At 65.5% G+C, this 24,588-nt stretch carries 25 protein-coding genes; 7 read left to right on the forward strand and 18 right to left on the reverse strand.

The genetic code is table 11. From position 1 onward, the window contains the following. Positions 1-59 precede the first annotated feature (59 nt). The 3 genes from ABD050_RS00735 to ABD050_RS00745 are packed head-to-tail and all read right to left on the reverse strand — an operon-like array spanning position 60 to position 5,821. Positions 60-1,451 (reverse strand): efflux transporter outer membrane subunit, encoded by a 1,392-nt coding sequence (locus ABD050_RS00735; protein WP_343887194.1) that lies wholly within the window; start codon positions 1,449-1,451, stop codon positions 60-62. Further along, on the reverse strand, positions 1,438-2,628 hold the full coding sequence (locus ABD050_RS00740) for an efflux RND transporter periplasmic adaptor subunit (RefSeq protein WP_343887195.1): 1,191 nt from the start codon (positions 2,626-2,628) through the stop codon (positions 1,438-1,440). The genes ABD050_RS00735 and ABD050_RS00740 overlap by 14 nt, the downstream gene beginning before the upstream one ends. Next, complete coding sequence (locus ABD050_RS00745; protein ID WP_343887196.1) at positions 2,621-5,821, reverse strand: efflux RND transporter permease subunit; 3,201 nt, start codon at positions 5,819-5,821, stop codon at positions 2,621-2,623. The genes ABD050_RS00740 and ABD050_RS00745 overlap by 8 nt, the downstream gene beginning before the upstream one ends. A gap of 110 nt (positions 5,822-5,931) precedes the next feature. On the opposite strand from ABD050_RS00745, the gene ABD050_RS00750 reads away from it, so the two are divergent. After that, positions 5,932-6,858 carry a LysR substrate-binding domain-containing protein gene (locus ABD050_RS00750; RefSeq protein ID WP_343887197.1) on the forward strand — a complete coding sequence of 309 codons (927 nt, stop codon included), beginning with the start codon at positions 5,932-5,934 and terminating at the stop codon, positions 6,856-6,858. On the opposite strand, the gene ABD050_RS00755 is transcribed toward ABD050_RS00750, so the two are convergent. The 7 genes from ABD050_RS00755 to ABD050_RS00785 form a co-directional block, all read right to left on the reverse strand. Further along, positions 6,834-7,241, reverse strand: coding sequence for a hypothetical protein (locus tag ABD050_RS00755; protein WP_343887198.1), 408 nt, complete (start codon positions 7,239-7,241; stop codon positions 6,834-6,836). The genes ABD050_RS00750 and ABD050_RS00755 overlap by 25 nt on opposite strands. A 211-nt stretch (positions 7,242-7,452) precedes the next feature. Beyond that, positions 7,453-7,707: a hypothetical protein gene (locus tag ABD050_RS00760; protein ID WP_343887200.1), complete on the reverse strand. Its 255-nt coding sequence runs from the start codon at positions 7,705-7,707 to the stop codon at positions 7,453-7,455. A gap of 81 nt (positions 7,708-7,788) precedes the next feature. Then, positions 7,789-7,953 carry a hypothetical protein gene (locus ABD050_RS00765; RefSeq protein ID WP_343887201.1) on the reverse strand — a complete coding sequence of 55 codons (165 nt, stop codon included), beginning with the start codon at positions 7,951-7,953 and terminating at the stop codon, positions 7,789-7,791. 33 nt (positions 7,954-7,986) lie between these two features. After that, positions 7,987-8,223, reverse strand: a complete 237-nt coding sequence (locus ABD050_RS00770) for a hypothetical protein (RefSeq protein ID WP_343887202.1) — start codon at positions 8,221-8,223, stop codon at positions 7,987-7,989. Between the two features lie 100 nt (positions 8,224-8,323). Then, positions 8,324-10,507, reverse strand: a complete 2,184-nt coding sequence (locus tag ABD050_RS00775; protein WP_343887203.1) for a peptidase domain-containing ABC transporter — start codon at positions 10,505-10,507, stop codon at positions 8,324-8,326. Next, entirely contained in the window at positions 10,468-11,598 is a 1,131-nt protein-coding gene (locus ABD050_RS00780) for an HlyD family secretion protein (RefSeq protein WP_343887422.1), read from the reverse strand. The genes ABD050_RS00775 and ABD050_RS00780 overlap by 40 nt, the downstream gene beginning before the upstream one ends. Before the next feature lie 671 nt (positions 11,599-12,269). Next, positions 12,270-12,977, reverse strand: coding sequence for a DUF899 family protein (locus ABD050_RS00785; RefSeq protein ID WP_343887205.1), 708 nt, complete (start codon positions 12,975-12,977; stop codon positions 12,270-12,272). Positions 12,978-13,148: 171 nt separating this feature from the next. On the opposite strand from ABD050_RS00785, the gene ABD050_RS00790 reads away from it, so the two are divergent. The 4 genes from ABD050_RS00790 (at position 13,149) to ABD050_RS00805 (ending at position 16,967) form a co-directional block, all read left to right on the forward strand. Further along, positions 13,149-13,298, forward strand: coding sequence for a hypothetical protein (locus ABD050_RS00790; protein ID WP_343887207.1), 150 nt, complete (start codon positions 13,149-13,151; stop codon positions 13,296-13,298). A gap of 442 nt (positions 13,299-13,740) precedes the next feature. Further along, positions 13,741-13,875 (forward strand): hypothetical protein, encoded by a 135-nt coding sequence (locus ABD050_RS00795; protein WP_343887208.1) that lies wholly within the window; start codon positions 13,741-13,743, stop codon positions 13,873-13,875. A gap of 146 nt (positions 13,876-14,021) precedes the next feature. Next, positions 14,022-15,950 carry a CocE/NonD family hydrolase gene (locus ABD050_RS00800; protein ID WP_343887209.1) on the forward strand — a complete coding sequence of 643 codons (1,929 nt, stop codon included), beginning with the start codon at positions 14,022-14,024 and terminating at the stop codon, positions 15,948-15,950. A gap of 75 nt (positions 15,951-16,025) precedes the next feature. Continuing rightward, positions 16,026-16,967, forward strand: coding sequence for an ornithine cyclodeaminase family protein (locus tag ABD050_RS00805; RefSeq protein ID WP_343887210.1), 942 nt, complete (start codon positions 16,026-16,028; stop codon positions 16,965-16,967). A 31-nt stretch (positions 16,968-16,998) separates the two neighbouring features. On the opposite strand, the gene ABD050_RS00810 is transcribed toward ABD050_RS00805, so the two are convergent. Further along, positions 16,999-17,424, reverse strand: coding sequence for a ribose-phosphate pyrophosphokinase (locus tag ABD050_RS00810; protein ID WP_343887211.1), 426 nt, complete (start codon positions 17,422-17,424; stop codon positions 16,999-17,001). Between the two features lie 174 nt (positions 17,425-17,598). Between ABD050_RS00810 and ABD050_RS00815 the strand changes: the two genes are divergently transcribed. Then, complete coding sequence (locus tag ABD050_RS00815; protein WP_343887423.1) at positions 17,599-18,351, forward strand: 2OG-Fe(II) oxygenase; 753 nt, start codon at positions 17,599-17,601, stop codon at positions 18,349-18,351. A 16-nt stretch (positions 18,352-18,367) separates the two neighbouring features. On the opposite strand, the gene arsC is transcribed toward ABD050_RS00815, so the two are convergent. The 5 genes from arsC to ABD050_RS00840 form a co-directional block, all read right to left on the reverse strand. Beyond that, positions 18,368-18,778, reverse strand: a complete 411-nt coding sequence (arsC, locus tag ABD050_RS00820; RefSeq protein WP_343887212.1) for an arsenate reductase (glutaredoxin) — start codon at positions 18,776-18,778, stop codon at positions 18,368-18,370. Then, on the reverse strand, positions 18,775-19,431 hold the full coding sequence (locus ABD050_RS00825; RefSeq protein ID WP_343887213.1) for an MIP/aquaporin family protein: 657 nt from the start codon (positions 19,429-19,431) through the stop codon (positions 18,775-18,777). Before ABD050_RS00825 ends, arsC begins: the two co-directional genes overlap by 4 nt. An 11-nt stretch (positions 19,432-19,442) precedes the next feature. Continuing rightward, the gene (locus ABD050_RS00830; RefSeq protein ID WP_343887214.1) at positions 19,443-19,802 is read right to left on the reverse strand and encodes an ArsR/SmtB family transcription factor; all 360 of its coding nucleotides are present in this window, start codon (positions 19,800-19,802) and stop codon (positions 19,443-19,445) included. Then, entirely contained in the window at positions 19,802-20,242 is a 441-nt protein-coding gene (locus ABD050_RS00835; RefSeq protein ID WP_343887215.1) for an ArsI/CadI family heavy metal resistance metalloenzyme, read from the reverse strand. The genes ABD050_RS00830 and ABD050_RS00835 overlap by 1 nt, the downstream gene beginning before the upstream one ends. A gap of 226 nt (positions 20,243-20,468) precedes the next feature. After that, a complete protein-coding gene (locus ABD050_RS00840; RefSeq protein WP_343887216.1) occupies positions 20,469-20,903 on the reverse strand; it encodes a hypothetical protein in 435 nt (144 codons plus the stop codon). Between the two features lie 481 nt (positions 20,904-21,384). Between ABD050_RS00840 and ABD050_RS00845 the strand changes: the two genes are divergently transcribed. After that, positions 21,385-23,223 carry a hypothetical protein gene (locus ABD050_RS00845; protein ID WP_343887217.1) on the forward strand — a complete coding sequence of 613 codons (1,839 nt, stop codon included), beginning with the start codon at positions 21,385-21,387 and terminating at the stop codon, positions 23,221-23,223. A gap of 20 nt (positions 23,224-23,243) precedes the next feature. On the opposite strand, the gene ABD050_RS00850 is transcribed toward ABD050_RS00845, so the two are convergent. After that, positions 23,244-23,693 (reverse strand): nuclear transport factor 2 family protein, encoded by a 450-nt coding sequence (locus ABD050_RS00850; protein ID WP_343887218.1) that lies wholly within the window; start codon positions 23,691-23,693, stop codon positions 23,244-23,246. Positions 23,694-23,809: 116 nt separating this feature from the next. Beyond that, a complete protein-coding gene (locus ABD050_RS00855) occupies positions 23,810-24,556 on the reverse strand; it encodes a helix-turn-helix domain-containing protein (protein WP_343887219.1) in 747 nt (248 codons plus the stop codon). Positions 24,557-24,588 lie beyond the last annotated feature (32 nt).

Consider the following 24,588-nt stretch of genomic DNA (forward strand, 5'->3'; position numbering starts at 1 on the left):
TCACGAAGCGCCGGGCCATAGGCCTTGGCGCCAGCGATGATTTTGATCGCAGCGGGCCCTTAGTAAATCCCGCCGATCGCCTGCACCGTCGCCACCGCGGTCTGCAGCCGGCTGGTATGCACCTGGAGCAGCGCGCGCTGGGCATCGAGCGCCGCTGTCTGCGCGGTTACCACCTCGAGATAGTCCGAGGCGCCGTCACGGTAGCGGATCAGGGCGAGGTCGCGGGTGCGCTCGGCCGCGGTAGTGGCTGCCTGCTGGTCGGCCTCCTGGATGGCGAGCCAGCGGGCACGGGCGAGATCGTCCTCGACTTCGCGGAAGGCGGTGAGGACGATCGAGCGGTAGGTGGCTGCTGCTTCGTCATATTGGGCACGGCTGATGCGGACCCTGGCGCGCCGCGCGCCGCCGTCGAAGATATTGAGCGCGGCTGACAGGGGCCCGAGCGCCCAGAAGCCGTTCGAAGCGCTCAGAATCGAGCTGTTGCCGGCTTCGAAACCGCCCGCGCCCCCGAGCGTCAGCGACGGATATTGGGCGGCGCGGGCGACGCCGATCCGGGCATTGGCGGCGGCGACGCGGCTCGCCGAGGCAATGATGTCCGGGCGGCGTTCGAGCAGCGCCGACGGCACGCCGACGGGAATGGCGGGCGGGGCGATCTGGCTGTCGGCGACCGGAAGCGAGAAACTGGAGGGTGATTCGCCAACCAGGATGGCGACAGCGTGTTCGAAGCCGGCGCGATCGGCGGCGACCGATGACAATTCGGCTTTGGCGCTCGACAGTTGGGCCGAGGCGCGGCTGACATCGATGCCCGAGGCGATGCCGCCGCTGTGGCGGGTGTCGGTCAGGTCATAGGCGCGCTGATATGCATCGACCGTCTGGCGGAGCAGGGTGATGCGGGCATCGAGGCCGCGCATCTGGAAATAGTCGTTCGCGAGCGTCGACTGGAGGCCGAGGCGCACGGCGGCGAGATCCTGCGCGCTTGCCTTGGCATCGGCTGCGCTGGCACGGATCGAATTGCGGACGCGGCCGAACAGATCGATCTCATAGGCAAGCGATGCGCCGATCCGCAGGTCCGTGTACCGGGCGGGCGTGCCCGGCGAAAGCGGGCGGCCGGCGGAGACCCGGGCGCGCTCGGCATTGGCGCCGACATCGACGCTGGGGAGCGCCTGAGCGCCTGCCTCGCTGAGCGCGGCGCGAGCCTGGTCGTAGCGGGCGACCGCGGCGGCCAGATCCGGGTTGCCGGCTTCGATCCTGTCTTCGAGGCCGGCAAGCGTCGGATCGGGGAAGAGTTCCCACCATTTGCCCGGGGCCTGCGGGGCGGTTGGCGCCGGCTGCCAGCTGCCCAGCTCCTTATAGGCGGGCGCGGCCGGGCTTGTGGGGAGGGTGTCGGGTGGGGCGAGGGAGCAGGCGGAGAGGCTTGCGACCGCCGCCAGCAATGCGGCCTTAGCGCGCCGCATGCCCAGCCCCTTGCTTGACGGCCCGCACCGGGTCGCCGGTCTGGAGCGAATCGGGCGGGCTGTCGATCACGCGATCGGCGAGGCCGAGGCCGGCGCTGATCTCGACGCTGTCGCCGTCGTCGCGGCCGATCGTGACCGTCCTGAGCAGCGCCTTGCCGTTCGGGCCGAGCACCGCGACCTGGGTGCCCTTCGAGCCGACGATCAGCGCGCTCGGCGGCACGCGGACGCCGCCCCCAACGCCGTTGCCGTCGAGCGGCAGCTTGACCTGGGCATAGGCGCCGGGTTTCAGCGCGCGGTCCCCATTGGCCGCCTGGAACTCGACCAGCACGGTGCCCGATTGCGGATCGACCGCGCCGGCGCTGCGGGCAAGCTCGATATCGAAGCTGCGGCCCGGATATTCGGGAACGGTCAGCGTCGCGTGGAGGCCGGTATGAAAGGCAGCCGAATAGGCCTGGGGCACACGGACATAGACTCGCATCCGGCTGACATCGGCGACAGTGAAGAGCGGGGTTGAGGTTGTGGTGCCCGCGGTGACGAGCGCGCCGATCTGGGTCGAGCGGCTGGTGACCACGCCCGAAAAGGGCGCGATCAGCCTGGTGAAGCCCTGCAGCGCGCCGAGCCGGCGGACATCGGCCTCGGCTGCGTTGGCGATGGCGGTCTTGGCGGCGAGGTCGCCGGTCTTCTCGTCAGTCTCCTGCTTCGAGACGGCGTCCTTGGAAAGGAGATTGGTCCAGCGGTTCGCCGTCGACTGCGCCAGCGCCCGGTTGGCGCGAGCGGTCTGGAGATTGGCCCGGGCGGCGGCGACCTGCTGGTCGACATCGGGCGCGTCGAGCACGGCGAGCAACTGGCCGGCACGGACCGGATCGCCGATATCGACGAACCAGCGGCGGATATAGCCCGTTGTCCGCGCATAGATCGCCGCGCTGTTATAGGCCTGGACATTGCCGGGAAGCGTCAGCGCAGCGCTCGCGCCGGCGGCAGTCGGGTGGATGATATTCACGACCGGAGTCGCCTGGGCGTCGGTCCAGCTGGCGAGCTGGCGTTCGTTGCGGCCGCGCGCGAAGATCCCGCCGGCGACGACGAGGAGAGCGATCACCGCAGCGACGATGCCGATCGTCCTGAGACTGGACGAGCGCGGTGCCGTGTCGTCGAAACTCTCGGTGCGGGGCTCAAGCATAAGCTTCCTCCAGCGGGGCGCCATCGGTGGCGCGCGCGCGTTTCCCGGCATCGCGACGGTGGACGATGCTGAAGATCACCGGCACGAACATCAGGGTTGCAATGGTGGCGACGATCAGCCCGCCGATCACGGCGCGGCCGAGCGGGGCGTTCTGCTCGCCGCCTTCGCCGAGGCCGAGTGCCATCGGCAGCATGCCGATGATCATGGCGAGCGCTGTCATCAGCACCGGGCGGAAGCGGGTCATGCCCGCCTCGAGCGCTGACTTCATGGCGTCGCCATGCTCGGCGAGGCGCTCGCGGGCGAAGCTGACGACCAGGATCGAGTTGGCGGTGGCGACGCCCATGCACATGATCGCGCCGGTCAGCGCCGGGACGGACAGGGTCGTGCCGGTGACGAACAGCATCCAGATGATCCCGGCAATCGCGCCGGGCAATGCGGTGATGATCACGAAGGGATCGAGCCAGCTCTGGAAATTGACGACGATCAGCAGGTAGATCAGCGCGATCGCACCGATCAGGCCGAAGAACAGGCCGGAAAAGGCAGTGTTCATCGTCGCATATTGGCCGCGCAGCGTAACCGTGACGCCCTTGGGCGCCTGGTCCTTCAGCCCGGCCAGCACGTGCTTGATGTCGCCGGCAACCGCGCCGAGATCGCGGCCATTGGGGGTCGCGTAGATATCGACCGCGGGCTGGATATTATAGTGCGACACCACCGCCGCCGCATTGCCGCGGACGACCGTGCCGATGCCGCCGAGCACCTGCGACGCATTCTGGCCGGTGCCGGTGATCGGGATGTTCCGCAGATCGCTGATCGACCCGACCTTGTATTCCGGCGTCTGGGCGACGACCGCGTAGGAGACGCCGTTCTCGGGGTTGAGATAGAAGACCGGCGAGGTCTGCGACGAGCCGGCGAGCGAGCCGGCAAGGCCGTTGGTCACGTCGCGCTCAGTCAGGCCGAGCTGGCCGAGACGGCTGCGGTCGACCGCAACGCGCATCTCGGGATAACGGGCCGATTGCTGGATGCGCGCATCGGCGACGCCGGGGATGGCGCCGAGGCGGCGCAGGATCTTCTGGGCATAGGCTGTGTCGGCGGCCTGATCATGGCCGGTGATCTGGATATCGATCGGGGCGGGAGCGCCGAAGTTCAGGATCTGGCTGGTGATGTCGGCGGGGAGGAAGGCGAAATTGGTGCCGGGAAAGGCGCCGGGCAAGGTCTCGCGCATCTTGCGGACATAGTCGGCGGTGGGGGCGTGATCCTTGGTGAGCTGGATCAGGATGTCGCCGTCCTGCGGGCCGACCGTGCCCGAATTATTGTAGGTCGTGTTGATCGAGCTGACGGGCAGGCCGATATTGTCGACCACCGAGACAAGCTCGTTCGCCGGGATGATCCGGCGGATGCGGCGCTCGATCCGGTCGAACTGAGCCGAAGTTTCCTCGATCCGCGAACCGACCGGCGCGCGGACGTGAAGCGTGATCTGCCCGGCATCGACCGAGGGGAAGAAATTCTCGCCGAGGAACGGCACCAGCAGCAACGAGAGGAGCATCACGCCGAGAAAGCCGATCACGAACGGCCGGCCGGCGCCGAGCGCGCGTTCGAGCAGCGCGCCATAGCCGCCACGGAAGCGCTCGAAGCGCGCCTCGAAACCGCGCTGGAAGATGACGAGCGGGTTGCGCGAGCCGGGATTGCCCGCCTCGTGGAGGTGGCCCGGCGCATGCGGCTTCAGCAGGTACATCGCCATGGTCGGCACCAGCGTGCGCGAGAGGATGAACGAGGCGATCATCGCGAACACGACGGCGATGGCGAGCGGCACGAACAGGAAGCCGGCGACGCCGGGCAGGAAGAACATCGGCACGAAGACGATGCAGATGCAGAGCAGCGAGACGAACGCCGGGGCGACGATCTGCGCCGCGCCGTCGAGGATCGCCTGGATGACGGTCTTGCCCTGTTCGAGGTGCCAGTTGATGTTCTCGATCGTGACGGTCGCGTCGTCGACCAGGATGCCGACAGCGAGGCTGAGGCCGCCCAGCGTCATGATGTTGAGCGTCTGGCCGGTTGCCGCGAGGCCGATGATCGCGGCGAGGATGGCAAGCGGGATCGAGATGGCGATGATCACGGTCGAGCGCCAGGAGCCGAGGAACAGCAGGATCATCAGGCTGGTCAGCGCCGCCGCGATCGCGCCTTCCCTGACCACGCCGCCGATCGCGGCCTTCACGAACAGCGACTGATCGCCGATCGGGACGATCTTCAGCGCGTCGGGCAGGCTCGCCTGGGCGATGGGGAGCGCATCCTTGATTCCCTGGACGATCGCCAGCGTCGAGGTCGCGCCGTTCTTCAGGATGGTCATCACCACAGAACGGGAGCCGTCGACATGCACGACATTGGTCTGCGGCGCGGTGCCGTCGCGGACATGGGCGACGTCGCGCATATAGATGGTGGCGCCGTTCACCACCTTGACCGGCAGATTGTTGAGTTCCTCGACCGAGCCGGGCGCATTGTTGAGGCGGACATTATATTGATAGCCGCCGATCTTGGCGAAGCCGGCCGGATTGATCTGGTTCTGCGCCGCGATCGCGTTGCCGACATCCTGTGCCGACAGCCCCTTCGACTGGAGCGCCTGGGGATCGAGGTCGACCTGGATCTGGCGCTGGCGGCCGCCGGACGGATAGGGGACCGCGGCGCCGGGCACGGTAACGAGAGTCGGGCGTACGCCGTTCGACGCGTAATCGAACATCTTGCCCTCGGAGAGCCCCTTGCCCGACAAAGCGAGCTGGAGGATCGGCACGGTCGAGGCGTTGTAGTTGAGGATCAGCGGCGGCGTGGTGCCCGGGGGAAGCTGGCGCAGCACCGTCTGCGAGATCGAAGTGACCTGGGCGGTTGCGGTGCGGATATCGGCGCCTGGGTGGAAATAGATCTTCACCACGCCGATGCCGGGCATCGACTGGCTTTCGACATGGTCGATATCGTTGACCGTCGTTGTCAGCACGCGCTCATAGGGGGTGATGATCCGGCCGGACATGTCGTCGGGCGACAGGCCGGCATATTGCCAGGCAGTGGCGATCACCGGCACGCGAATCTCGGGGAAGATGTCGACCGGCGTCCGCACCGCTGCGAGCACACCCACCACGGCGATGAGGATCGCCATGACGATGAAGGTGAGCGGCCGCGCGAGCGCGACCTTTACGATGCCAATCACGGCTGAGTCTCCGGTGCCCCCGGTAGAGGATGTCGGCCGGCAGATGGGCTTTTGCTGCACCTGCGTCCAATATGATTTGACCCCGGATCAAGTCGAAATACATATCAATCATGGAGCTCAGGCATCTTCGCTATTTCGCCGCCGTCGCCGAGGATCTGCATTTCGGCCGCGCTGCGCTCCGCCTCGGCGTGTCGCAGCCGCCGCTCAGCCAGCAGATCCGCGCGCTCGAGGAGGAGCTTGGAGTCCGATTGTTCGAGCGCAGCAGCCGCAAGGTTGCGCTGACCGAACCGGGCAAGCTGTTCCTGGAGGAAGCGCGGGCGACGCTGGCGCAGGCTGACCGCGCGGTCGATGTGGCGAAGCGCGCGGCGCGCGGGGACTTCGGCAAGCTGGCGATCGGCTTCAACCCCTCGGCGCCGTTCGTGCCCGAGGTGGCGAAGGCGATCTTCGATTTCCGCCAGCTTTATCCCGAGGTGAAGATCGAGTTGCTCGAACTGTCAGCGGGCGCCCAGGTGGCTGCGCTGGCGGCGGGCGAGCTCGACATCAGCTTCCTGCGCAGCCCGACCCAGCCGATCCTGCCGCCTGGCATCGCCGCGACCCGGATCCTCGACGAGCGGCTGATCGTCGCGATGCGCAGCGACCATCATCTGGCGCGCAAGCAGAGCTTGTCGTTCAGCGATCTTCACCGCGAGGGGATGATTTTCTACGCGCGCGACCAGCGGAACAGCTTCGCCACGCAATTGCTCGACATGCTGCGCGAAACCGGGGTCGAGCCGGTGATCGTCCAGGATGTCCGCGAGATCTCGACCCTGTTCGGGCTGGTGGCGGCCGGGCTCGGCATCACCGTGCTGGCTGAATCGCTCTGCGCGCTCCAGCCGGCGCGGCTGACCTATCGTCCGTTACGAGGGAAAAAGGCCTTGTCCTCGATGTGGATACTGAGCGCGGCTGAGGGCGAGGCGCTCGCCGCGCGTCAGTTCCTCGAGATCATCAAGCCCGGCGACAGGGGCCGCGACGATCAGTGCTTGGCGGGCTTGGTATAGGGCACGAACTCGCCAAGGCCGACAAAGCCGTGCGAGAAGTGCGAGGCGCGATCGACCAGGTTGATGGTGTCGAGGCTGCACAGTTCCGAGCCATAGGTCTTGCTGACGAGGATATCGTCGCTGTCGAGCGAATCGGCGCCGATGCGCGGCCGGTTGACGTACAATTGGCTGCCGCTCTCATAAATGATCGCTGTGTGGTCAATGATCTGGCTCGAGCGGATAGTGCTCAGGCTGATGCAATTGACCGGCTTGCCCGCGACCCGGCCGGCAAGGGCAGCGGCGAGCTTCGCCTCGTTCTTGCTATTGTCCGGCGTGGCGGCGATGGCCGCGGCGCTGGTGCCGAGCAGGGTGGCGGCGATGAGGAGCGTGGAAAAGCGACGCATGACGAAACCTCCCGGGTCGAGTGAAGCGTGTCCGTACCACGCTCCGGCTGAACGGGATATGAGCGGGGTGCGATTCAATCGCGAGGAACGCCCCGGTTGGCGAGCCGACCAGGCCGGCGGCTGCCCCGCGCAGGGCGCGATGACCACGGGGAACCAGTGCTCCTTCAATCGTCAATGATGACGTCACCAGCGCGTCGCTGTAACTTCCGGTTCAATGAGTCCAATAAAGGACCACACCAACAAGCACTATCGTTATCAATAGATGGGCCGCTACGACGGAGTTCGTAAATTTCTTATAGGTCGCTGAGCTCATTCTGATGCCATGTGCGGATGCCTTTTCGCGATTGCTCACATGCCGGTTGAGCATCGGCATCAGAATGAAGGCATTGAATGCAAACAAGAGAGAGCAGAGTGCGACAAGCAGGATTGGCAGCAAGGTGATGTCAAAATGATGATGATTTGACATGATGTGTACTCCACAGATTTTTACTGGCGTGAACGAACATTGGGCGGCACCATGGGCGAGTCCAATGTTCGTTCGTTTCTATCAGCTTTCCGCTTCCAGGCTTGCGATAACCGCGACGCCAAGCGCAACGCCGCCAAGACCAAGGGTCACGCCGATCGCCACGCCGGCAGCGAAGATGGTGATCTTCTCGGCTGTGGTGAGACCGCCATTGACGCTGTCGATTTCATCGAAAGTCAAGTCCTGCATGATGTAAACCTCCTATTCTCTTGATGCTGTGAGTTAAGAGCTTGCCGCCAGAGCGACAGCCACGAAGACCGCGCCAACGCCCAGTCCGACCGCGGCTCCCACCAAAATGCCGAGGCCAAGAATTTCCAGACCCTGCTTCATCTCGTTCGACATGCCGCCATCGACAAAGTCAATTTCGTCGAATGTCAGGTCCGCAATCAAATTAACGTCGCCGTTTGAAATAACGTGACTGTTGGAAAAATTTATATCCAAAACTGTTGGTGCGTACATATCACTACCTCAGCGATTTACGACGAATCAAAGCGAATCGTCGTAAATAAATAATACGAATAGTATGAGGTTACGCAATAATTTATCTCGTCCAAATTGGTTATAAAGTCGATATTTTGCCGCGAATGTCAGTCAGACTTTTGGTTATATCAACCAATTGCCCTTTCTCTATCACAAAGACCTTCTTTGCGGAGATGATTGTCTCAAGGCGATGAGCCACGACGATGCGCGTGATGCCCATCTTGGCGATCATTTCATTGATGGCTTGTTCACACGCCATATCGAGATGGGCGGTGCCTTCATCCATGATCAGAATCTTCGGCTTTCGGTATAGAGCGCGCGCAAGCAACAGGCGCTGCTTTTGCCCTCCGGAAAGAGTTGAGCCCATGTCCCCGACCAACGTGTCGTAACCCATTGGCATCATGGCGATATCGCCGTGCAATGCGGATACCGTAGCGGCCTCGATGATCGCCGGCATGTCCGGAGCGTCATCGAAAAGCGCAATGTTGTCGGCGAGTGTACCGGAGAAGAGGCTGTCATCCTGAAGAACGGCACCGACCTGTTCGTGAAACTGCTTGTGCCCGAATTCGCCCAATGGGTTTCCGTCAACCAGGACCTCACCGCTGTCAGGCTCCAGGATACCAAGCATGATCTTGATCAGGGTGGACTTTCCACCGCCACTTGCCCCCGTAATGGCGATATGGTCGCCTGGATCTACGACCAGATCGGCACCCTTCAGAACCAGCGGATCAGTCGGGCTGTACCGAAAGCTGATGTTGCGAAGCTCGATGGCGCCCGCCAGCGTCCTCGCCGCGGTGGGCGCCGGGTTCGTGAAACTGACGTCCTGATCGGACAAAGCGATATCCGCGAGCCGCTCGAGATGCAGCCCGAGCATCCGGAACGCGATCGACTGGTCGATCAACGACGCGGCCTTTTGGAGGAACTGGGTTTTGTAAGCGATGAAAGCGAAGACCATCCCGATGCTGAAGCCGCCGGCGATGACCAGCCGGATCGCAAACCAGATAGAGAAGATCGTTTCCAGGCCGAGGATCAGCGTATTTGCGGCATTCTGCCAGGCGCCGATCCGTGCAAGGTTGACCTGGGCATTCATCGAATCGGTCAATCGCGTTTGCCAGAAGGCATGGCGAGCCGATTCACGGCTGAACAGCCGCAGCGTCACTATGCCACGCAGCGACTCGATCATGACCGATTGCTCCTTGCCCGACGCCATGATCACGTCCTCCTGCGCGGCTCGTTGCGCCGAGAAGGAAATCAGCCTGACGACGGCGTAGGCAGCGAATGCGACCAACGCGATTAGGGTAAGCGGGATGCTGTAGAAGAGCATGATCGCGAGGGTGAAGACCGCCAGGCTGCCGTCGAGCACAGAGCCCACCGCGCCCTCAGTCAAGAACTGCCGGATCGGTCCGATCGACTGGAAGCGGGACAGCACGTCGCCGACATGGCGTTTCTCGAACCATGCGACCGGAAGCCTGAAGAGGCGGCGTGCCAGGTTCGTGGCGATGCCATAGCCCAGCGAAGTGCCGGCCGAGAGAAGCACGAAGGATCGCAATAGCGCAGCGCCCGCGTTGATGAAGGTGAACAACCCGAAGCCGAGGGCGAGCACGGTCATCAAATCGCGATCGAGCGCCGGCAACGCGCTATCGACGGCGACCTGCATGTAATAAGGCGAGGTCAGGATAAATGCCTGCAGCACGATGCTGAGAACGAGTGTCTGGACCAACGCCCGTTTCAAACCGGTCATACGTCGCCAGAGCTGGGACAGCTTCAGCCGCTCCCGCTTGCGTTCGGCCTCGAAGTCCGCGGCCGGACGCAATTCGAGTGCGACGCCGGTGAAATGATTCGAAACCTCGGACAGACGAAGCCATTGCGAACGCCCATCCGGGTTGTGCACCAGAGCCTTCTCACCGCGCACCGTTTCCAGCACGACATAATGATTCATGTCCCAGTGGAGCACCGCCGGCAGGTTGAGGTTGCGCAACTGGTCGAGCGGCAGCTTCACCGCACGCGGCGTCAGCCCCATCTGGTCGGCGGTGGCGATAAGTGATTTCAAGGCGGCGCCGCGCAAAGAAGGACGGAAGCGGCGGCGGAGCGTGCCGAGATCTACATCCATGCCGTGGAAATTCGCGACCATCGCAAGCGAGGCAAGGCCGCATTCGGCCAGTTCGGTCTGTCGAACGAGGCGAACGCGCTGGCGGCTCAGCAGGCCGAGCTGAAGCTCGCCACTCACCGGTTGCGGACCGCAAAAATCGGTTCGAACAGCCATTCGAGAAGGCTGCGCTTTTCAGTGACGATCCTGGCCGTAAGCGTCATGCCGGGCAGGAGCGGCTGCTTGCGGCCGAACGCTGTCACTGACGGGTCCGGAAGATCCGCCGTTACGAGATACACAGGGATCGGACCGCCGCTACTCGCTTTGGTTACTGCGGCGCTCGAGATTGAGTGCACCCGTCCCTGGATCGTGCCGAAGCGGTCGTAGGGAAAGGCATCGACAGCAATACGGACTGGCTGGCCTGGTGCGAGAAAGCCAGCTGCCGAGGTGGGCACATACAGCTCCGCGCGAGACCGTGCCCTGGCCGGAACGATCATCAGCATCGGTTGATCGGCGCTGGCCGGCTGGCCGATTCGCGCGGTGAGCGCGGTGACGGTGCCGTCGACCGGCGCAGTGAGGCTATAGCCCCGGGCGAGATCCGCCTGGGCGATCTGCTGGACGAGCGCAGCCCGGCTCGACTGGGTGTTGGCGACCTGCGACTGCGCGGTCGCGTCCGATTGAGCGATGGAGCGTTGTGCTTCCATCAGCTCGGCCCATTTTGCCGATTTGAGCTGTTCGAGCTGCGCCAACTGCTGGCGCCGCGCCAGCACCGTCGCCTCGAGCGTGTCCATGTCTCGTCGGCTGATAAAGCCGCTGGCGGCCACGCGCTGCACGCGAGAGAACTCGCTTTCCGCCGCGGCGACGAGACGCTTCTGGTCCTCGCACTGCGATTCCAGGCTGACGATTTCACTCCGCGCCCCGCGGATAAGTGCGTTCAACCGCTCCCGATCAGCTGCCGCGGCGCGAAGCGTCAGCATATTCTGAGCGGCCAGACGCGTATCCTGCTCGCGAAGCGCGTCGCGGACCCGATCCGGCGCTGTGCTACCGCCGATCATGTCTTCCTCTGAGCGGATTCGCATCAGGACGTCACCTGCCCGGACGTGCTGGCCTTCCGAAACCGTGAGCGAACGTACGACGCCGGCGCGGGACGGCACGATCGAGGCGACGCCTGTATCGAGTGCCACCACCCCGGAGGCGGTTTCGACCCGCGCATAGGATCCGATCGCGAGAAACCCGATCGCGGCAACCAATGCGCCCAGCAGTAACATGCTGATCACTTGCCAAGACAAGGGGGTCGCAAGGCTTACATTGCCCTGAAGTCGGTCGACCTTGAAATCAATCGCCTCCTGGCGAAAGAGCGTCGCACCTGCAGCTGTCATACAACCCTCAACGCCAACATCACTTGTTCCTGCCAATAAGGGCAACAGGAAGCCGCACCGCCGCTAGGATCCACTTTCGTCCGCATCGCCGATGGGCGCGTCCGGTGCCGCCGACTCCGGCCAGCACGGACAGCCCGGCCAGAAGTGGCCCGCTGCCGGATTCCGACGTCAAGCGGTGCGCAGGACACAATTGACCAATGCTTGCACGTGCAGCTTCGCCCCCCGCTTTCAACGAGTCCGACTCGTAAAAAAGGCCTAATCTTCGTGTCTTAAGTGTTACGCGGCCGTCGAAGCCGGTCAATTGGGCGCTCGCGGGAGTTGCGTCGGAAATGGATTAATCTCGGGGCTCGCCCTGGAGGACAATCGTGGCTGTATTCGATGAGTAGTGCTGAGATGCGCAGGGCGGTGCCTCCCCGATCGACGCCGCGCTCTCGCGGGGCCGGATGTCCGGGGCCAAGATTCAAATCTTCATCCAAAATGGCCGAGTCAGCTGACATGCTCCCATGCGCCGATCGTTTGCTCAGGCAGATGGCGGTCCGGAACCAGGGCTCCTTCAATCGTCAATCATAATCCAGGCTCGGATACCAATGCGGGTCGCGCCCGGCGGGAGTCGTGTCGAGCACGTTCCACAACGGCATCATCTCGGGCGCGCCGCGTGGATCCTGGCCGGGGTCGGCGGTCGGGCCGCTCATTTCGCCGCCCCAGAAATGGCGGATGGTGCCGTCGCGTTTCGTGAAGACATTATAGCCCGGATTGTCGCCCTGGTCGGTCCAGGCGAGATAGTCGCGGCCATATTGCCCGGTCTTGTCCTGATAGAGCGGGAGGTGCCGCCAGCCGCGCTCGCGCTTGAAGGCGAGCAGGCGCTCGATCGGCGCGCGCGCCACCACCGCGAGCGCGACGCGCTGCTGGATGTCGGCGCCGTTGGCGTCGAGCGGGCCGAGGAACGCAGTGCACATGGGGCAGGGACGCTCGCGCTCCGGCCCGAACATATAGCTGTAGATGACCAGGGTATCATGCGACCCGAACAGGTCGGCGAAATGGACCTCGCCCTGCTCGCCCTCGAACAGATAGTCCTTCGTCACTTCGCCGCCCGGCGGCAGGGCGCGGCGATGCTCGGCGACGCGCTCGATCTGGCGCCTGAGCGCGATCTCCTCGGCGAGCAGGGCAGTGCGCGCGCGGCGATAATCGGCGCTCTCATTGGGAAAGCGATAGATGCTTTTCGCAGCGAGCTCGGTCGCGCTCGCAAGCGGCGGTGACGTGTCGGCCATGTCGAACCTCCCTGGCCAAGCTTAGCAAGGCAATGACGTGGCGCAAGGTTCGCCCGCGCGATCGCGGGACTCCCCAAAGCCACGCGGCCGTGCCACGATCCCCGGGCCGATTTTTCCGGGAGAAACCATGTTCGATTTTCCGACCCCATGCCGCACGGCGAAGGCTGGCTGATGTCAGACGATCCGATCCCGTCGACCGAACCGCCCGTGTCGGGCCCGGGGCGCGAGGCGCTGATGGTCTGGGTGAAGCTGCTTGGCATGCTGGTGGCGCTCGCCGTTTTCGGCTGGGTGGTCTTCCGGTTGAGCCGGTCGCTTCACTGAAGCGGCGGCGCCTCGGCAGCGCGGCCCATAAAAAAGGTGCCCGGCACCGTTGAAGGGCCGGGCACCAGGTTAGCGCACCTGCGCTGATATCCATCGAGGGAATCGGCTAGATATCAACGCAGTATGAGGTTTCCCTCACTACGCATCTCGAAAATTCGCCAACGCCTGGCCCGGTTACGGGTGCCGTCGCCGGCTCCCCGTAACCCGGGTTTGTTTCTGTCAGAAGTCTACCTTCGCCGACGGGAAGGTAGCGGACCCACGATCCCGGGTTGGCTTTGCCGTGACGCGGCAGCCCTGAACCGGATCTGACCTGCACTACGACGCGATCGGCGCCGTCGACGATGTCTTTGCCACGCGCGGAGCCGAGGGCCCGGGGGAGGGCAGGAACAGCGGAAGCCACCGCGCGTTGGGCTGGCATTACGGAACATCAAGGATCTGAATCATGGCCGACATCAACAGCGACGAGAAAGTCGTGGTCGAACGCAGCAGCATCAATGTCGCCAATATCATCGCCGCCATCGCCCTGTTGCTGGCGGTGCTCGGCTTGCTCAAATTTATCGGGGTGACGCCCTTCTGACCGGCCGCGCCGGCCCGGCGCGCGCTTGATCGCCTCATTGCGATAGCGAAAACCCGCGCCTAATCTCCCCTCAGCTGCGCGCCGGCCGGCGCGCTTTTCCACCTCACGCCCCGTCCGGGGCATGACAGCACATAGGGGATTGCCGCATGCGGCTCCGGTTCGCGCTCATCGCTGCATCGTTTCTGTCGACCGTCGCCTTCGCCCAGGTGACGCCGACACCCACCGCAACACCGGCGCCGGCGGCAATGCCGGCGGGCGATATCCCGGCCAAGTTCACGCCGCCGACCGCCGAGCAGGATTATGTGAAGCGCGAGGTGATGATCCCGATGCGCGACGGGACCAAGCTCTACACCGTCATCGTCTATGCCAAGGGGCTGACCAACGCGCCGATCGTGCTGACGCGCACGCCCTACAACGCCAAGGGCCGCGCCAACCGCATGGACAGTTCGAGCGAGCTGTCGACCCTGCCGCTCAGCGACGAGATGTTCGTCAAGGCGGGCTATATCCGGGTCTATCAGGATATCCGCGGCAAATATGGCTCGGAAGGCGATTATGTCGTCACCCGGCCGGTGATCGGCCCGCTCAACCAGACCAATGTCGATCACACCACTGATGCGTATGACACGATCGACTGGCTGGTGAACAAGGCGAACCTGCCCCAGTCGAACGGCAAGGTGGGCATGATCGGCTCCTCCTATGAGGGCTTCACCGTGGTGATGGCGCTGCTTCACCCGCACCCGGCCCTGAAGGTGGCGGCGCCGCAAAGCCCGATGGTCGATGGCTGGATGGGCGACGACTGGTTCCATTACGGCGCGTTCCGCCTGACCAATATCGGCTGGCTCGGCAGCCAGACCGGCTACAAGGGCGACGGCAAGGCGCCGCCTTCGGGCGGCTATGACGACTATGACAATTTCCGTAAAATCTCTGCAGGCGACTGGGCCAAGAAGTCCGGCTACGACCAGCTTCCCTATTGGAATCGCATGGTGCAGCACCCGGCCTATGACGGTTTCTGGTCGGGCCAGGCGCTTGATGCCCAGCTCGCCGCCAGCCCTTCCGACGTGCCGACGCTCTGGGAGCAGGGGCTGTGGGACCAGGAGGATATGTGGGGCGCGATCCACAGCTATGAGGCGCTGGTCAAGGCGGGCCATGCCTCGAACAATTTCATCGTCATGGGACCGTGGCGGCACAGCCAGATCAACCGCGAAGGCCGCAGCCTCGGCCCGTTCAACTGGAATGGCGACACCGCCCAGCAATATCGCGAGGACATGGTGCTTCCCTTCTTCAACCAGTATCTGAAGGACGGCCCGGCGGTGACCTTGCCGGCGGCGGCGATCTATAACACCGCCGAAAATCACTGGGACCATTTCAGCAGCTGGCCGCTCGCCTGCGAGAGCGGCTGCGCCACGCCGCTGACGCCGATCTATCTGCAGGCGGACAAGGGCCTTGGCTTCGGGAAGGCCGCCAGCGGTGACGACAGCTATGTCGCGGATCCCGCCAACCCGGTGCCGCATCTGCCGCGCCCGGTGAATTTCGACGATGGCCGCTGGGGCGACTGGCTGGTGCAGGACCAGCGCTCGGTCGACGGGCGGACCGATGTGATGAGCTATGAGACACCGGTGCTGACGAAGACGGTCAAGGTGTCGGGCGTGCCGATGGCCGATATCTTCGCCAAGACGACGGGGACCGACGGCGATTTCGTCGTCAAGCTGATCGACGTTTACCCGGACGAGGTCGCGAGCAACCCAAAGATGGGCGGCTATCAGCTGGCGATCAGCCTCGACATCTTCCGCGGGCGCTATCGCAACAGCTTTGCGAACCCGACCGCGATTCCGGCGGGCAAGGTGCAGGAATACAAGTTCAGGCTGCCGGCGGTGAACCATGAATTCCTGCCGGGGCATCGCATCATGGTTCAGGTGCAGTCGTCGCTGTTCCCGCTCTATGACCGCAACCCGCAGACCTTCGTGCCGAACATCTTCCTGGCCAAGCCCGGCGACTACCGGAAGGCGACCGTCTCGATCGAGCGTGGCGGCAGCGCGCCGAGCGCGGTACTGCTGCCGGTGGTGCCGGCGCAGTAGCCGGCAGGCGGGGTGGCGGCGCGCGGTGCTCGCCGTCCTCCTTTCAACCCAGCAGCCTGACCGGCCGGAGGCATCATGCGGTTCATCGATCGGGACGAAGTCGCGCGGCGGCTGACCTATGAGAAGTGCATCCCGATCGTCCGCGAGGCGATGATCGCCTTTTCGCGCGGCGAGACGCTCCAGCATCTGCGGTCGATCATCCCCCTCGCCGAGGGGCGGCTGTTCGGCATCATGCCGGGGGCGATGGCGAGCGACGGGCCGTTCGGCGCCAAGCTGATCAGCATCTTTGCCGGCAATGCCGCGAAAGGGCGGCCATCGCATCAGGGGCTGGTCGTGCTGTTCGATCCGGAGACGGGTGCGCCGGTCTGCCTTGTCGATGCCGGCGAGATCACCGCGATCCGCACGGCGGCGGCGAGCGCTGTCGCGACCGATGCGCTGGCGCGGCCCGACGCAGGAGATCTGGCGATCCTCGGCACCGGCGAGCAGGCGGTGAGCCATATCCGGGCGATCGCGACGGTGCGGCGGCTGCGGTCGATCAGCATCTGGGGGCGGAGGATCGAACAGGCGACGGCGCTTGCCGCCGAGATGAACACCGAGCTTGGCATCCCGGCGGTGGCGGCGGCCGAGGTTCCAGACGCAGTGGCGCGCGCGGATATCATCTGCACCGTGAGCAGTGCGGCCGAACCGATATTGAAGGGCGCCTGGGTTCGCCCCGGCACGCATCTCAACCTGGTCGGATCGAGCCATGCCGGGCCGGTCGAGGTTGACAATGATCTGGTCGTCCGCTCGCGCTTCATTGCCGACGGCCGCGAAGGCGTGCTCGCCCAGGGTGCCGAGTTCCTGCGCGCGCGGGCAGCCGGCCTGATCGCAGACACGCATATCGTCGGCGAAATCGGTGAGGTGCTGGCGGGGACGATTCCGGGAAGGCAGTCGGCCGAGCAGATCACGGCGTATAAATCGCTCGGCCATGTCGTGCAGGATCTGGCGAGCGCCTGGGCGCTGTACGCGGGGGATTAGGAAGCGAGCCCGGGGCAAAGCCGGATACCGGCTAGCCGCGCTCCCGCCACCAGGCGAAGGTTTCCTCCTGCAGCGCCCGCACGAACGCCAGCGCCGGCGCGCCTGTCCAGGGGCCGTCATAACCGAGCCGCATCACCCGCTCCCCGACCCACCAGCCTTGACCGGGCAATCCGTCGGATTCGCGGACGAGCAGCACCGCCAGCTCGGGCTCGCCCGCCGCGGCGCCGGCCGAATCGATCGCATCGAGCGTCTTGCACACCGCGCGCATCTTCGGCCGGGTGAAGCGGTGGCCGAGCTGGGCGAGCAGGTGCGAATAGCTGATCGGTTCGCCCGCCCTTGCCGAGGCGACGAGGATGGCGCGGACACGCGCCCCATCGGCGATCGCGCTGTCGGGCGCTGCCGGCTCGAGCGGTGCCGGCTCGATCGGGCCGTCCATGGTCGTGCGTGGCTTGCGCATGCTGCGGGGAGACCCTCCTCGGGCTCGAAATAGCAGGACTGGCCGCGCGCGACAGCATCGGCTGCGCGCGTCTTTGCGGCATCCCGGATTTTTTGACCACAAGGCGTGGGGTGAATCGCCTGCCACGCTCCGCCATGATGCGCCTGTGAACGATCAAAGGCCGACACGATGACCATGACTCAGGAAGCTGACGCGACGACCCGGTACGCCGGCCGGCCGGAACCCGCCCTCACGCGCGTTTCGACGATCGACTGGGAGCGGGTTCGTGGCGATCTCGATGCGGCGGGGTTCGCGCTGTTGCCGGGGCTGCTTGCCGATGCAGAGTGCGATGCGTTTGCCGCCGGCTATGGCCCTGGCGCGCAGTTCCGCAGCCATGTGGTGATGGCGCGGCACGGCTTCGGGCGGGGCGAATATCGCTATTACAGCTATCCGCTGCCGCCCCTGGTCCAGGGCCTGCGGACCGCGCTCTATCCACGGCTCGCGGGAATCGCGAACCGCTGGAATGCGCGGATGGGCATGGCCGGCGTCTATCCGGACGATCACGCCGCCTGGCTCGACGCATGCCACGCCGCAGGCCAGACGCGGCCGACGCCGTTGCTGCTCCGCTATGGCGAGGGCGACTATAATTGCCTCCACCAGGATCTGTACGGCGATCTCGCCTTTCCGCTGCAGGTTGCCGTGTTGCTCTCGGCGCCGGGCGAGGATTTCACCGGCGGCGAGTTCGTGCTGACCGAGCAACGCCCGCGCATGCAGACCCGGGTGGAAGTGGTACCGCTCGCCAAGGGCGATGCGGTTGTCTTTGCGGTCAATGAGCGGCCGAGCAAGGGCGTGCGCGGCGATTACCGGGTGAAGATGCGCCACGGGGTCAGCCGGCTGCGCTCGGGGCATCGCCACACGCTGGGGATCATCTTCCACGACGCGCGCTGAGGGCATGCCGGATCGGCTATCCCCGAACGACCTCGCCGTCTTCCTTGACGAAATGCTCCGGAACCTTGTCGAGCAGCGCGAGGACGCGTTCGGACGGGCGGCACAGGGCAGCGCCCCTGGGGGTGACGACGATCGGCCGGTTCACCAGGATAGGGTGGGCGACCATTGCGTCGAGAATCGCCTCCTCCGAAACCCCCGGATCGAGCAGGCCAAGCTCGGCGGCGGGGGTGCCCTTTTCACGGAGCAGGTCGCGCGGCGTGGCTTTCATCGCCGAAAGCAGATCGGCGAGAAGCGGGCGCGTCCAGCCGGTCTGGCGATAATCGACGATGGCGGGCGCATAGCCGGCTGCCTCGATCATCGCGAGCGTGTTGCGCGAGGTGCCGCAGTCGGGATTGTGATAGATCGTGACGGGAAAAATGTCGCTCATAGCCGGGGTTTCTCCTTCAACAGCCATCCGAACAGGAAGGCGGCGGCAATGGCGCCCGCACACTGCGCGGCGATGAACAAGGGGGCCGATGCCGGGGCGATGCCGGCGAAGGTATCGGACAGGCTGCGTGCAAGGGTGACGGCCGGGTTCGCAAACGAGGTCGACGCAGTGAACCAATAGGCAGCGACGATGTACAGGCCGACCGCGGCCGGGACGGTATCGGGTCGCGACCGGGTGCCGAGGATCGTGCCGATCAGCCCGAAGGTCGCCACGAATTCCGAAAATCCCTGGGCCGGCCCATCGCGCAGCTTGGCGGATATCTGCAGCAGCGGCTCGGCGAACATCGCGTGCGCAACCCAGGCGCCGAGGATCGCACCGGCACCCTGCGCCACGACATAGGCGGCGGCGGTGCGCGCATCCATTTCGCGCCGGATCAGCATGACGAGCGTGACGGCGGGATTGAGATGGGCGCCCGAGACCGGACCGAAGATGGTGATGAGGACGACAAGCCCGGCACCGGTCGCGATCGTGTTGCCGAGCAGCGCGATCGCCACATTGCCGCCGGCGAGGCGCTCGCCCATGATGCCCGATCCGATCACGATCGCCAGCAGCATGGCGGTGCCGAGCGCTTCGGCGGCCAGCCGCCGAGTCATGCTTATCGGAATCATGCCGCGCTGGTTTCGCCCGGGCAGCAAACTGCCTTGCCGGTGGCGCCGAGGATCGGCGCGCAGATTTCCGGCTGGCCGGCGCAGCAATCCTCGACCAGAAAGCCGAGCAGATCGCGCATCCGCTGATAATCGGCCGAATAGATGATCGACCGGCCATCGCGCCGCGACCGGATCAGGCCGGCATGGCCGAGAATGGTGAGATGCGAGGACAGGGTGTTGGGCAGGGCGCCGATCTCGCGGGCGATCTCGCCGGCGGGCATGCCGTCGGCGCCGGCGCGAACCAGCAGGCGGAAGACAGCGAGACGGCTGCCATGCGCAAGCGCCGACAGGGCATCGACGGCAACGGGCAGTTGCATCAGCAGCACGCCTTTTCGCTGACCGCGGGCGCGCAACAGGCAGCGGGCGAGGGCAACGCTTCGTCCTCGCCATAGGCAGTCGCTTCGCCATGCGTGTAGAAGCTCTCCCAGCGCACGCCGGCGGGATCGGCGACCCAGCTCTTGTCCGACTTCGCGTAGCAGCAGGTGGTTGCCTCCTGGTCGATGGTCTGCGAGCCCGCCGCCTTCAACCGCCCGGCGAGTTCGGCGAGCTCGGCGGCGCTGTCGACCTGGATGCCGACATGATCGACCCCTGCCGCACGAGCGCGCGAGGAGATGGCGAGATTCACGCGCGGATCCTCCAGCATCCATTTCGCGTAATCGGTTTTGACGACGACGGGCGGTGCGTCGAACAGCGTCGTATAGAAGGCGATCGCCTGGTCGATGTCCGGCACGCTGACGTGAAGGTGAATCCGTTTCATCTCCGCCTCCTCGATTCGATAATTCGAATATATCCGAAATATCGATATGATCAAGGCCGTCGGGATGGAAGGGCCCCAAATGGAGAGCCCCGCCAGCGGGGGGCGCTGACGGGGCTTCCGAGATTTTGAAGCGGCGAGGGGGGCAAGCCGCTTCGCAAGATATAACCGGCCTAACCCGTGTTAGTTCCATCCGGGCGGCTTGGGTTCGCCCGGATGGATTCGCCGATCAATAGCCATAGCCCTGGCTGTAGCCTTCATCCCGGTCGTAGCCGCGATAGTCGCGGTCGCCGTCATGATGATGGCGACGATGACGGTCATAGCCACGATCCCGATCGTAACCGCGATCGGCATAATAGCCGCGCTGGTCGTAATAGCCGCGCTGGTCGTAATAGCCGCGCTGATTGTAATAACCGCGCTGGTCGTAATAATTGGGCTGGGCATAATAGCCGTCCTGCTCGTAATAGCCGTCGCGGCGATTGCTGCTCGAGGCAAGGGCTGCGCCGATCGCGAGGCCTGCAATGCCGGCGACGATGGCCGTGCCGGTGCCGTCATGGTTGCGATAGCCGCCATTATAGCGCTGGGCATCGGCGGGCGCGGCGGCGGTCAGGGCAGTGGCGCCGAGCGCCAGGGCGAGGCTGACCCTGGTGAAAAGATTCTTCATGGTGCGGCTCCTTCAATCTGCGGGGCGCGGGAGGTTCGGATCGAACATTTGCCGTGCCAGCTTGGAAACCGGTTTGGCTGAGTCGCGGTGAATGGGTCCGGAATGGGACATGCAGGCGCCATTCATCGCTACCTGGGCCGATCGATCGATCAGGCAGTGTCCCACAATGTGCGTGATAGCGAATGAATCCCGATAATCAGGAATAGGCAGCGAAGCCGCAATGGTAGTATCGCCGGCGCGAGCCGATTTTGAGGAAACTCATTTTACGGGTCAGGGTAAGGTCGGGTTCCAGCAATGGAGCCCGGCCTTGCTTTTGAGGGGGAAGTCACCGCAGGTTCGGCCTCGTACTTGGGATGACCGGCCTGTTGCTTTCCGCCATACGGGGCGGAGCAGGCGAACCCCTCGATGAACGACCGGGCCAGCGCGAGTTCAGGAACGATGTTCCAGTCTGCGCGCTTGGGGGGCATCGAGGAGTGATGCCATGACCGAGCATTTCCGTACCCATTTGCGCGGCGCAGCCGCTGCTGCGGCAATCGTCGCCGGGCTCGCCCTGGCGGGCTGCAATCCCCAGGGCGGCACCGGCCGCGACCAGGCGGCCTATCAGCTGCCGGCGTTGCCCGCGACGCTGCCGCTTGCGCCGGGCGGCACGACCGAGCCAGCCCATGCGCCCGCGGCCGCCCTGCTTCCGGCGAGCCGGCGGATCGGCACGGCGCGCGTCGCCGATCCGCGCGACGATTATGCCTATGCCGATGACGCCTCGGGCTTCGCCGATGCCCTGGGGGACGCGCCGCCCGATTACGGCTTCTATTATGACGATGTCGAACCCTGGGCGTGGCAGGGTTACGACAATTCGATCGAGTTCGTCGAGCCGCTCAGCGATGGCTATCGCTATTATTATTACCGGCCCGGCGCCGACTCGCCCTATTTCGTGCGCGATCCATCCTATGGCTATGGTTATGACGGCGGGCGGCTCGCGGTGGTGTACGGCCCTGACGGCAGCATCATTCCCGATGGCGACTATGGCCCGCGGCTCGACTATGCCTCGCGCTATTATGCCCGGGGCCGCGCGCTCTACGGCGCCTCGCGCGAACGGCGTCCGGTGATCGCCGCGAACTGGGCGGCGCGGCAGAAAGCGATCGTCGACGCGCGCCGCTGGGCGGCGGAGCGGGCGGCGCAGCCCTCCTGGCAGGAATATCATCAGCGCACCGCGCCGCAACAAGCGCGGCATTGGGATGAGGAACAAGCCCGGCGCCGCGCCGATGCGGTGCGCTTTGCCGCCTGGCAGGGAAATGATTTCAGCACCCCGCCACCGCCGCGCGCGATCCCGCCGGCCTGGACCAGGGCGAGCTGGGCGCATGACGACCGCCGCTTCGCGCCGCCCGCCCCCGGCTTCGACGGCGATGCGGCGGCCCGGCAGCGGGCAGCGCAGAAGGAGCGCGACGCGATCATGGCGCAGGCGCGCCAGCCACAGCGCCGCCCGCAGGATATGCCGCTGCCCCCCGGGGCACGGCCCGGGATCAATCCGAACCAGCAGCAGCCGCAACCCCAGCCGGTGACCGGCGGCGTCGAGGGACCGCGACGGCCGCTTGGCCCCGATGTCGGCTACCGGCCGGGCGCTGATATGGCGGCACATCAACAGGCGGTGCGGGCGCAGCAGGCGGCGCAGCAGCAACAGGATCAGGCCCGGCGCCAGCAGATGATGGCGCAACAGGCGGCCGCGCAGCAGCAACAGAATCGGGCTGCGGCACTGGCCAGGCAGGCGCAGCTGCGCGACGCGGCACAAGCCCGGGAACGGGCGCAGAACCAGGTCCGGGCACAGCAGGCGGCGCAGCAACAGGCGCAGGCCCGCCAGCGTGGCGAGGCGCAGCAACGCGTCCAGGCCGAGCAGCGTCAGGCGCAACAGCGCGTCCAGGCGCAGGCCGAGGCCCGGCAACGCCAGGCGGTTCAGGCGCAGCAACGCGCTCAGGCCCAGGCGCAAGCGCAGCAGCGCCAGGCGATACAGGCGCAGCAACGCCAGGCAGCCCAGGCGCAGGCCGAGGCCCGGCAACGCCAGGCGGTGCAGGCGCAGCAACGCGCTCAAGCCCAGGCGCAAGCGCAGCAGCGCCAGGCGATACAGGCGCAGCAACGCCAGGCAGCCCAGGCACAGGCGCAAGCCCAGCAGCGCCAGGCAGCCCAGGCCCAACAGCGCGCCGCGATCCAGGCACGCCAACGGCCGCCGGCGCCGCCGGTCCAGCCGCACCCGGCGCCGGTCCTCCGGTCCCAGCCGTCAGCGCCGGCTGGTCATCCCACCCCCGAGGGTCATCGGCATGAGCCGCATTGAGGATCTTCCGGTCGGGTGGCTTAGTGCGCCGGCGCGTCGACGATGATGTCCTGGACCGCGACCTTGCCGCGGCGCACGACGAACACGTCGGTACCGGATACCTGCTGCGGCGTACCGCGGAACTGGATCCAGTGGAGCAGGGCGACATCGCCGCCAAGCGGCTCGACCGTGGTTTCCATCGAGCGAATGCCCGCGATGCTGCCGCTGCCGGTGAGCACGACAAAGACCTTCCGCGCATTGGCGATACCTGAATAGACGCCCGGGCCGGTCGCGGGCACCTGAGACGGCACCAGGCCCGGCGGGGTGATGACGACCGTGTCAGCGGCATAATCGGCCATCACTGCGTCGACATTGGCAGTCTTCATCGACGCGACATGGTCCTTCACGACCTGCTCGGGCGTCCGGTCCGCGGCCTGGGCGGCGCTAGCGCAGAGCAGGGAAAGGCCTGCGGCCAGTGTGACGATCTTCATGTCTTCTCTCCGTCCCTTCGGGTTCGTCCCGAGTTTCGAGAGGGAATAGCGGCACGGAGATCGGCGCACAACAGATCATATATGATATTGACGATCTCCCCGGAGATCGCCGCGCATCACCCCGGAAACCGCACGAAATCCCCGCTGATCGCCCCGTCGAGCGCCTCGCGGTAATCGGGATAGACCGCTGCGTCGGGGTTGATGCGACCGATCGCGGGTTCGGCATCCGGATCGAGCCGGGCGAGCGCGATCGGGCAGGCGACGGGCACGAGCTGCGAGCCCTTGCCGACCTGGAGCGTGGTCAGCAGGCCATAAAGCGATCCCTCGATCGTCGGCCTGCCGAGGATCACCAGCCGGTACTGGCCGGCGACATTGGTGACGAGATAGATATGCCCCGAGAGATTGGGCATCGAGACATGTCCGCCCTGCTCGAACCGGGCATCCAGGCGCTGCGATTCAGCAAAGCCGAGATGGCCTGCCTCGTCGAGCCAGCGGATCGTCGTGACATAGGCGAAGATGTCGCCGGGGCTGCCGAAGCTCGGGCGGAGGGTGAGGTAGCGGCCTTCGATCCAGCGCACCGCGGCGCGTGCATAGGCGCCCATATGTTCGGGTGCGAGGTCGTGCGAGACGGCGGGCGCCGGTGCCGGCCCGGGGCGGAGCGGGACGCCAAGCGCTTCCTCGAGGCGGACCGTCGTCGCAAGGGTGAAGGGGCGGGTGCCGGAGAGCGATTTTTCGAGCGTCGACAGGCTGATCTTCGCCATGTCGGCGAGCGCCTGGCGCGAGATGCGGCGGCGCGCGAGCTGCTCGCGCACGCGGTGGCCGACCTCGCGTGTTTCCGCCTCCAGCAAATCCCGATCGAACATCCTTGCGCGCACTCCCGTAACGACTATCCGCA

It is taken from the genome of Sphingomonas oligophenolica (assembly GCF_039522915.1).
GTDB classification, from domain to species: Bacteria; Pseudomonadota; Alphaproteobacteria; order Sphingomonadales; family Sphingomonadaceae; genus Sphingomonas; species Sphingomonas oligophenolica.

Excerpts from the sequence above, each read along its gene's own strand:
- ABD050_RS00815 (WP_343887423.1), top strand. The coding sequence starts at position 17,599 with ATGACTCAGGAAGCTGACGCGACGACCCGGTACGCCGGCCGGCCGGAA.
- ABD050_RS00750 (WP_343887197.1), top strand. The coding sequence starts at position 5,932 with ATGGAGCTCAGGCATCTTCGCTATTTCGCCGCCGTCGCCGAGGATCTG.
- ABD050_RS00825 (WP_343887213.1), bottom strand. The coding sequence starts at position 19,431 with ATGACTCGGCGGCTGGCCGCCGAAGCGCTCGGCACCGCCATGCTGCTG.
- ABD050_RS00795 (WP_343887208.1), top strand. The coding sequence starts at position 13,741 with ATGGCCGACATCAACAGCGACGAGAAAGTCGTGGTCGAACGCAGCAGC.
- ABD050_RS00765 (WP_343887201.1), bottom strand. The coding sequence starts at position 7,953 with ATGCAGGACTTGACTTTCGATGAAATCGACAGCGTCAATGGCGGTCTC.
- ABD050_RS00775 (WP_343887203.1), bottom strand. The coding sequence starts at position 10,507 with ATGGCTGTTCGAACCGATTTTTGCGGTCCGCAACCGGTGAGTGGCGAG.
- ABD050_RS00810 (WP_343887211.1), bottom strand. The coding sequence starts at position 17,424 with ATGCGCAAGCCACGCACGACCATGGACGGCCCGATCGAGCCGGCACCG.
- ABD050_RS00840 (WP_343887216.1), bottom strand. The coding sequence starts at position 20,903 with ATGAAGAATCTTTTCACCAGGGTCAGCCTCGCCCTGGCGCTCGGCGCC.
- ABD050_RS00780 (WP_343887422.1), bottom strand. The coding sequence starts at position 11,598 with ATGTTACTGCTGGGCGCATTGGTTGCCGCGATCGGGTTTCTCGCGATC.
- ABD050_RS00735 (WP_343887194.1), bottom strand. The coding sequence starts at position 1,451 with ATGCGGCGCGCTAAGGCCGCATTGCTGGCGGCGGTCGCAAGCCTCTCC.
- ABD050_RS00760 (WP_343887200.1), bottom strand. The coding sequence starts at position 7,707 with ATGTCAAATCATCATCATTTTGACATCACCTTGCTGCCAATCCTGCTT.
- ABD050_RS00845 (WP_343887217.1), top strand. The coding sequence starts at position 21,385 with ATGACCGAGCATTTCCGTACCCATTTGCGCGGCGCAGCCGCTGCTGCG.
- ABD050_RS00740 (WP_343887195.1), bottom strand. The coding sequence starts at position 2,628 with ATGCTTGAGCCCCGCACCGAGAGTTTCGACGACACGGCACCGCGCTCG.
- ABD050_RS00805 (WP_343887210.1), top strand. The coding sequence starts at position 16,026 with ATGCGGTTCATCGATCGGGACGAAGTCGCGCGGCGGCTGACCTATGAG.
- ABD050_RS00855 (WP_343887219.1), bottom strand. The coding sequence starts at position 24,556 with ATGTTCGATCGGGATTTGCTGGAGGCGGAAACACGCGAGGTCGGCCAC.
- ABD050_RS00770 (WP_343887202.1), bottom strand. The coding sequence starts at position 8,223 with ATGTACGCACCAACAGTTTTGGATATAAATTTTTCCAACAGTCACGTT.
- ABD050_RS00850 (WP_343887218.1), bottom strand. The coding sequence starts at position 23,693 with ATGAAGATCGTCACACTGGCCGCAGGCCTTTCCCTGCTCTGCGCTAGC.
- ABD050_RS00800 (WP_343887209.1), top strand. The coding sequence starts at position 14,022 with ATGCGGCTCCGGTTCGCGCTCATCGCTGCATCGTTTCTGTCGACCGTC.
- ABD050_RS00785 (WP_343887205.1), bottom strand. The coding sequence starts at position 12,977 with ATGGCCGACACGTCACCGCCGCTTGCGAGCGCGACCGAGCTCGCTGCG.
- arsC (WP_343887212.1), bottom strand. The coding sequence starts at position 18,778 with ATGAGCGACATTTTTCCCGTCACGATCTATCACAATCCCGACTGCGGC.
- ABD050_RS00835 (WP_343887215.1), bottom strand. The coding sequence starts at position 20,242 with ATGAAACGGATTCACCTTCACGTCAGCGTGCCGGACATCGACCAGGCG.
- ABD050_RS00830 (WP_343887214.1), bottom strand. The coding sequence starts at position 19,802 with ATGCAACTGCCCGTTGCCGTCGATGCCCTGTCGGCGCTTGCGCATGGC.
- ABD050_RS00755 (WP_343887198.1), bottom strand. The coding sequence starts at position 7,241 with ATGCGTCGCTTTTCCACGCTCCTCATCGCCGCCACCCTGCTCGGCACC.
- ABD050_RS00790 (WP_343887207.1), top strand. The coding sequence starts at position 13,149 with ATGTCAGACGATCCGATCCCGTCGACCGAACCGCCCGTGTCGGGCCCG.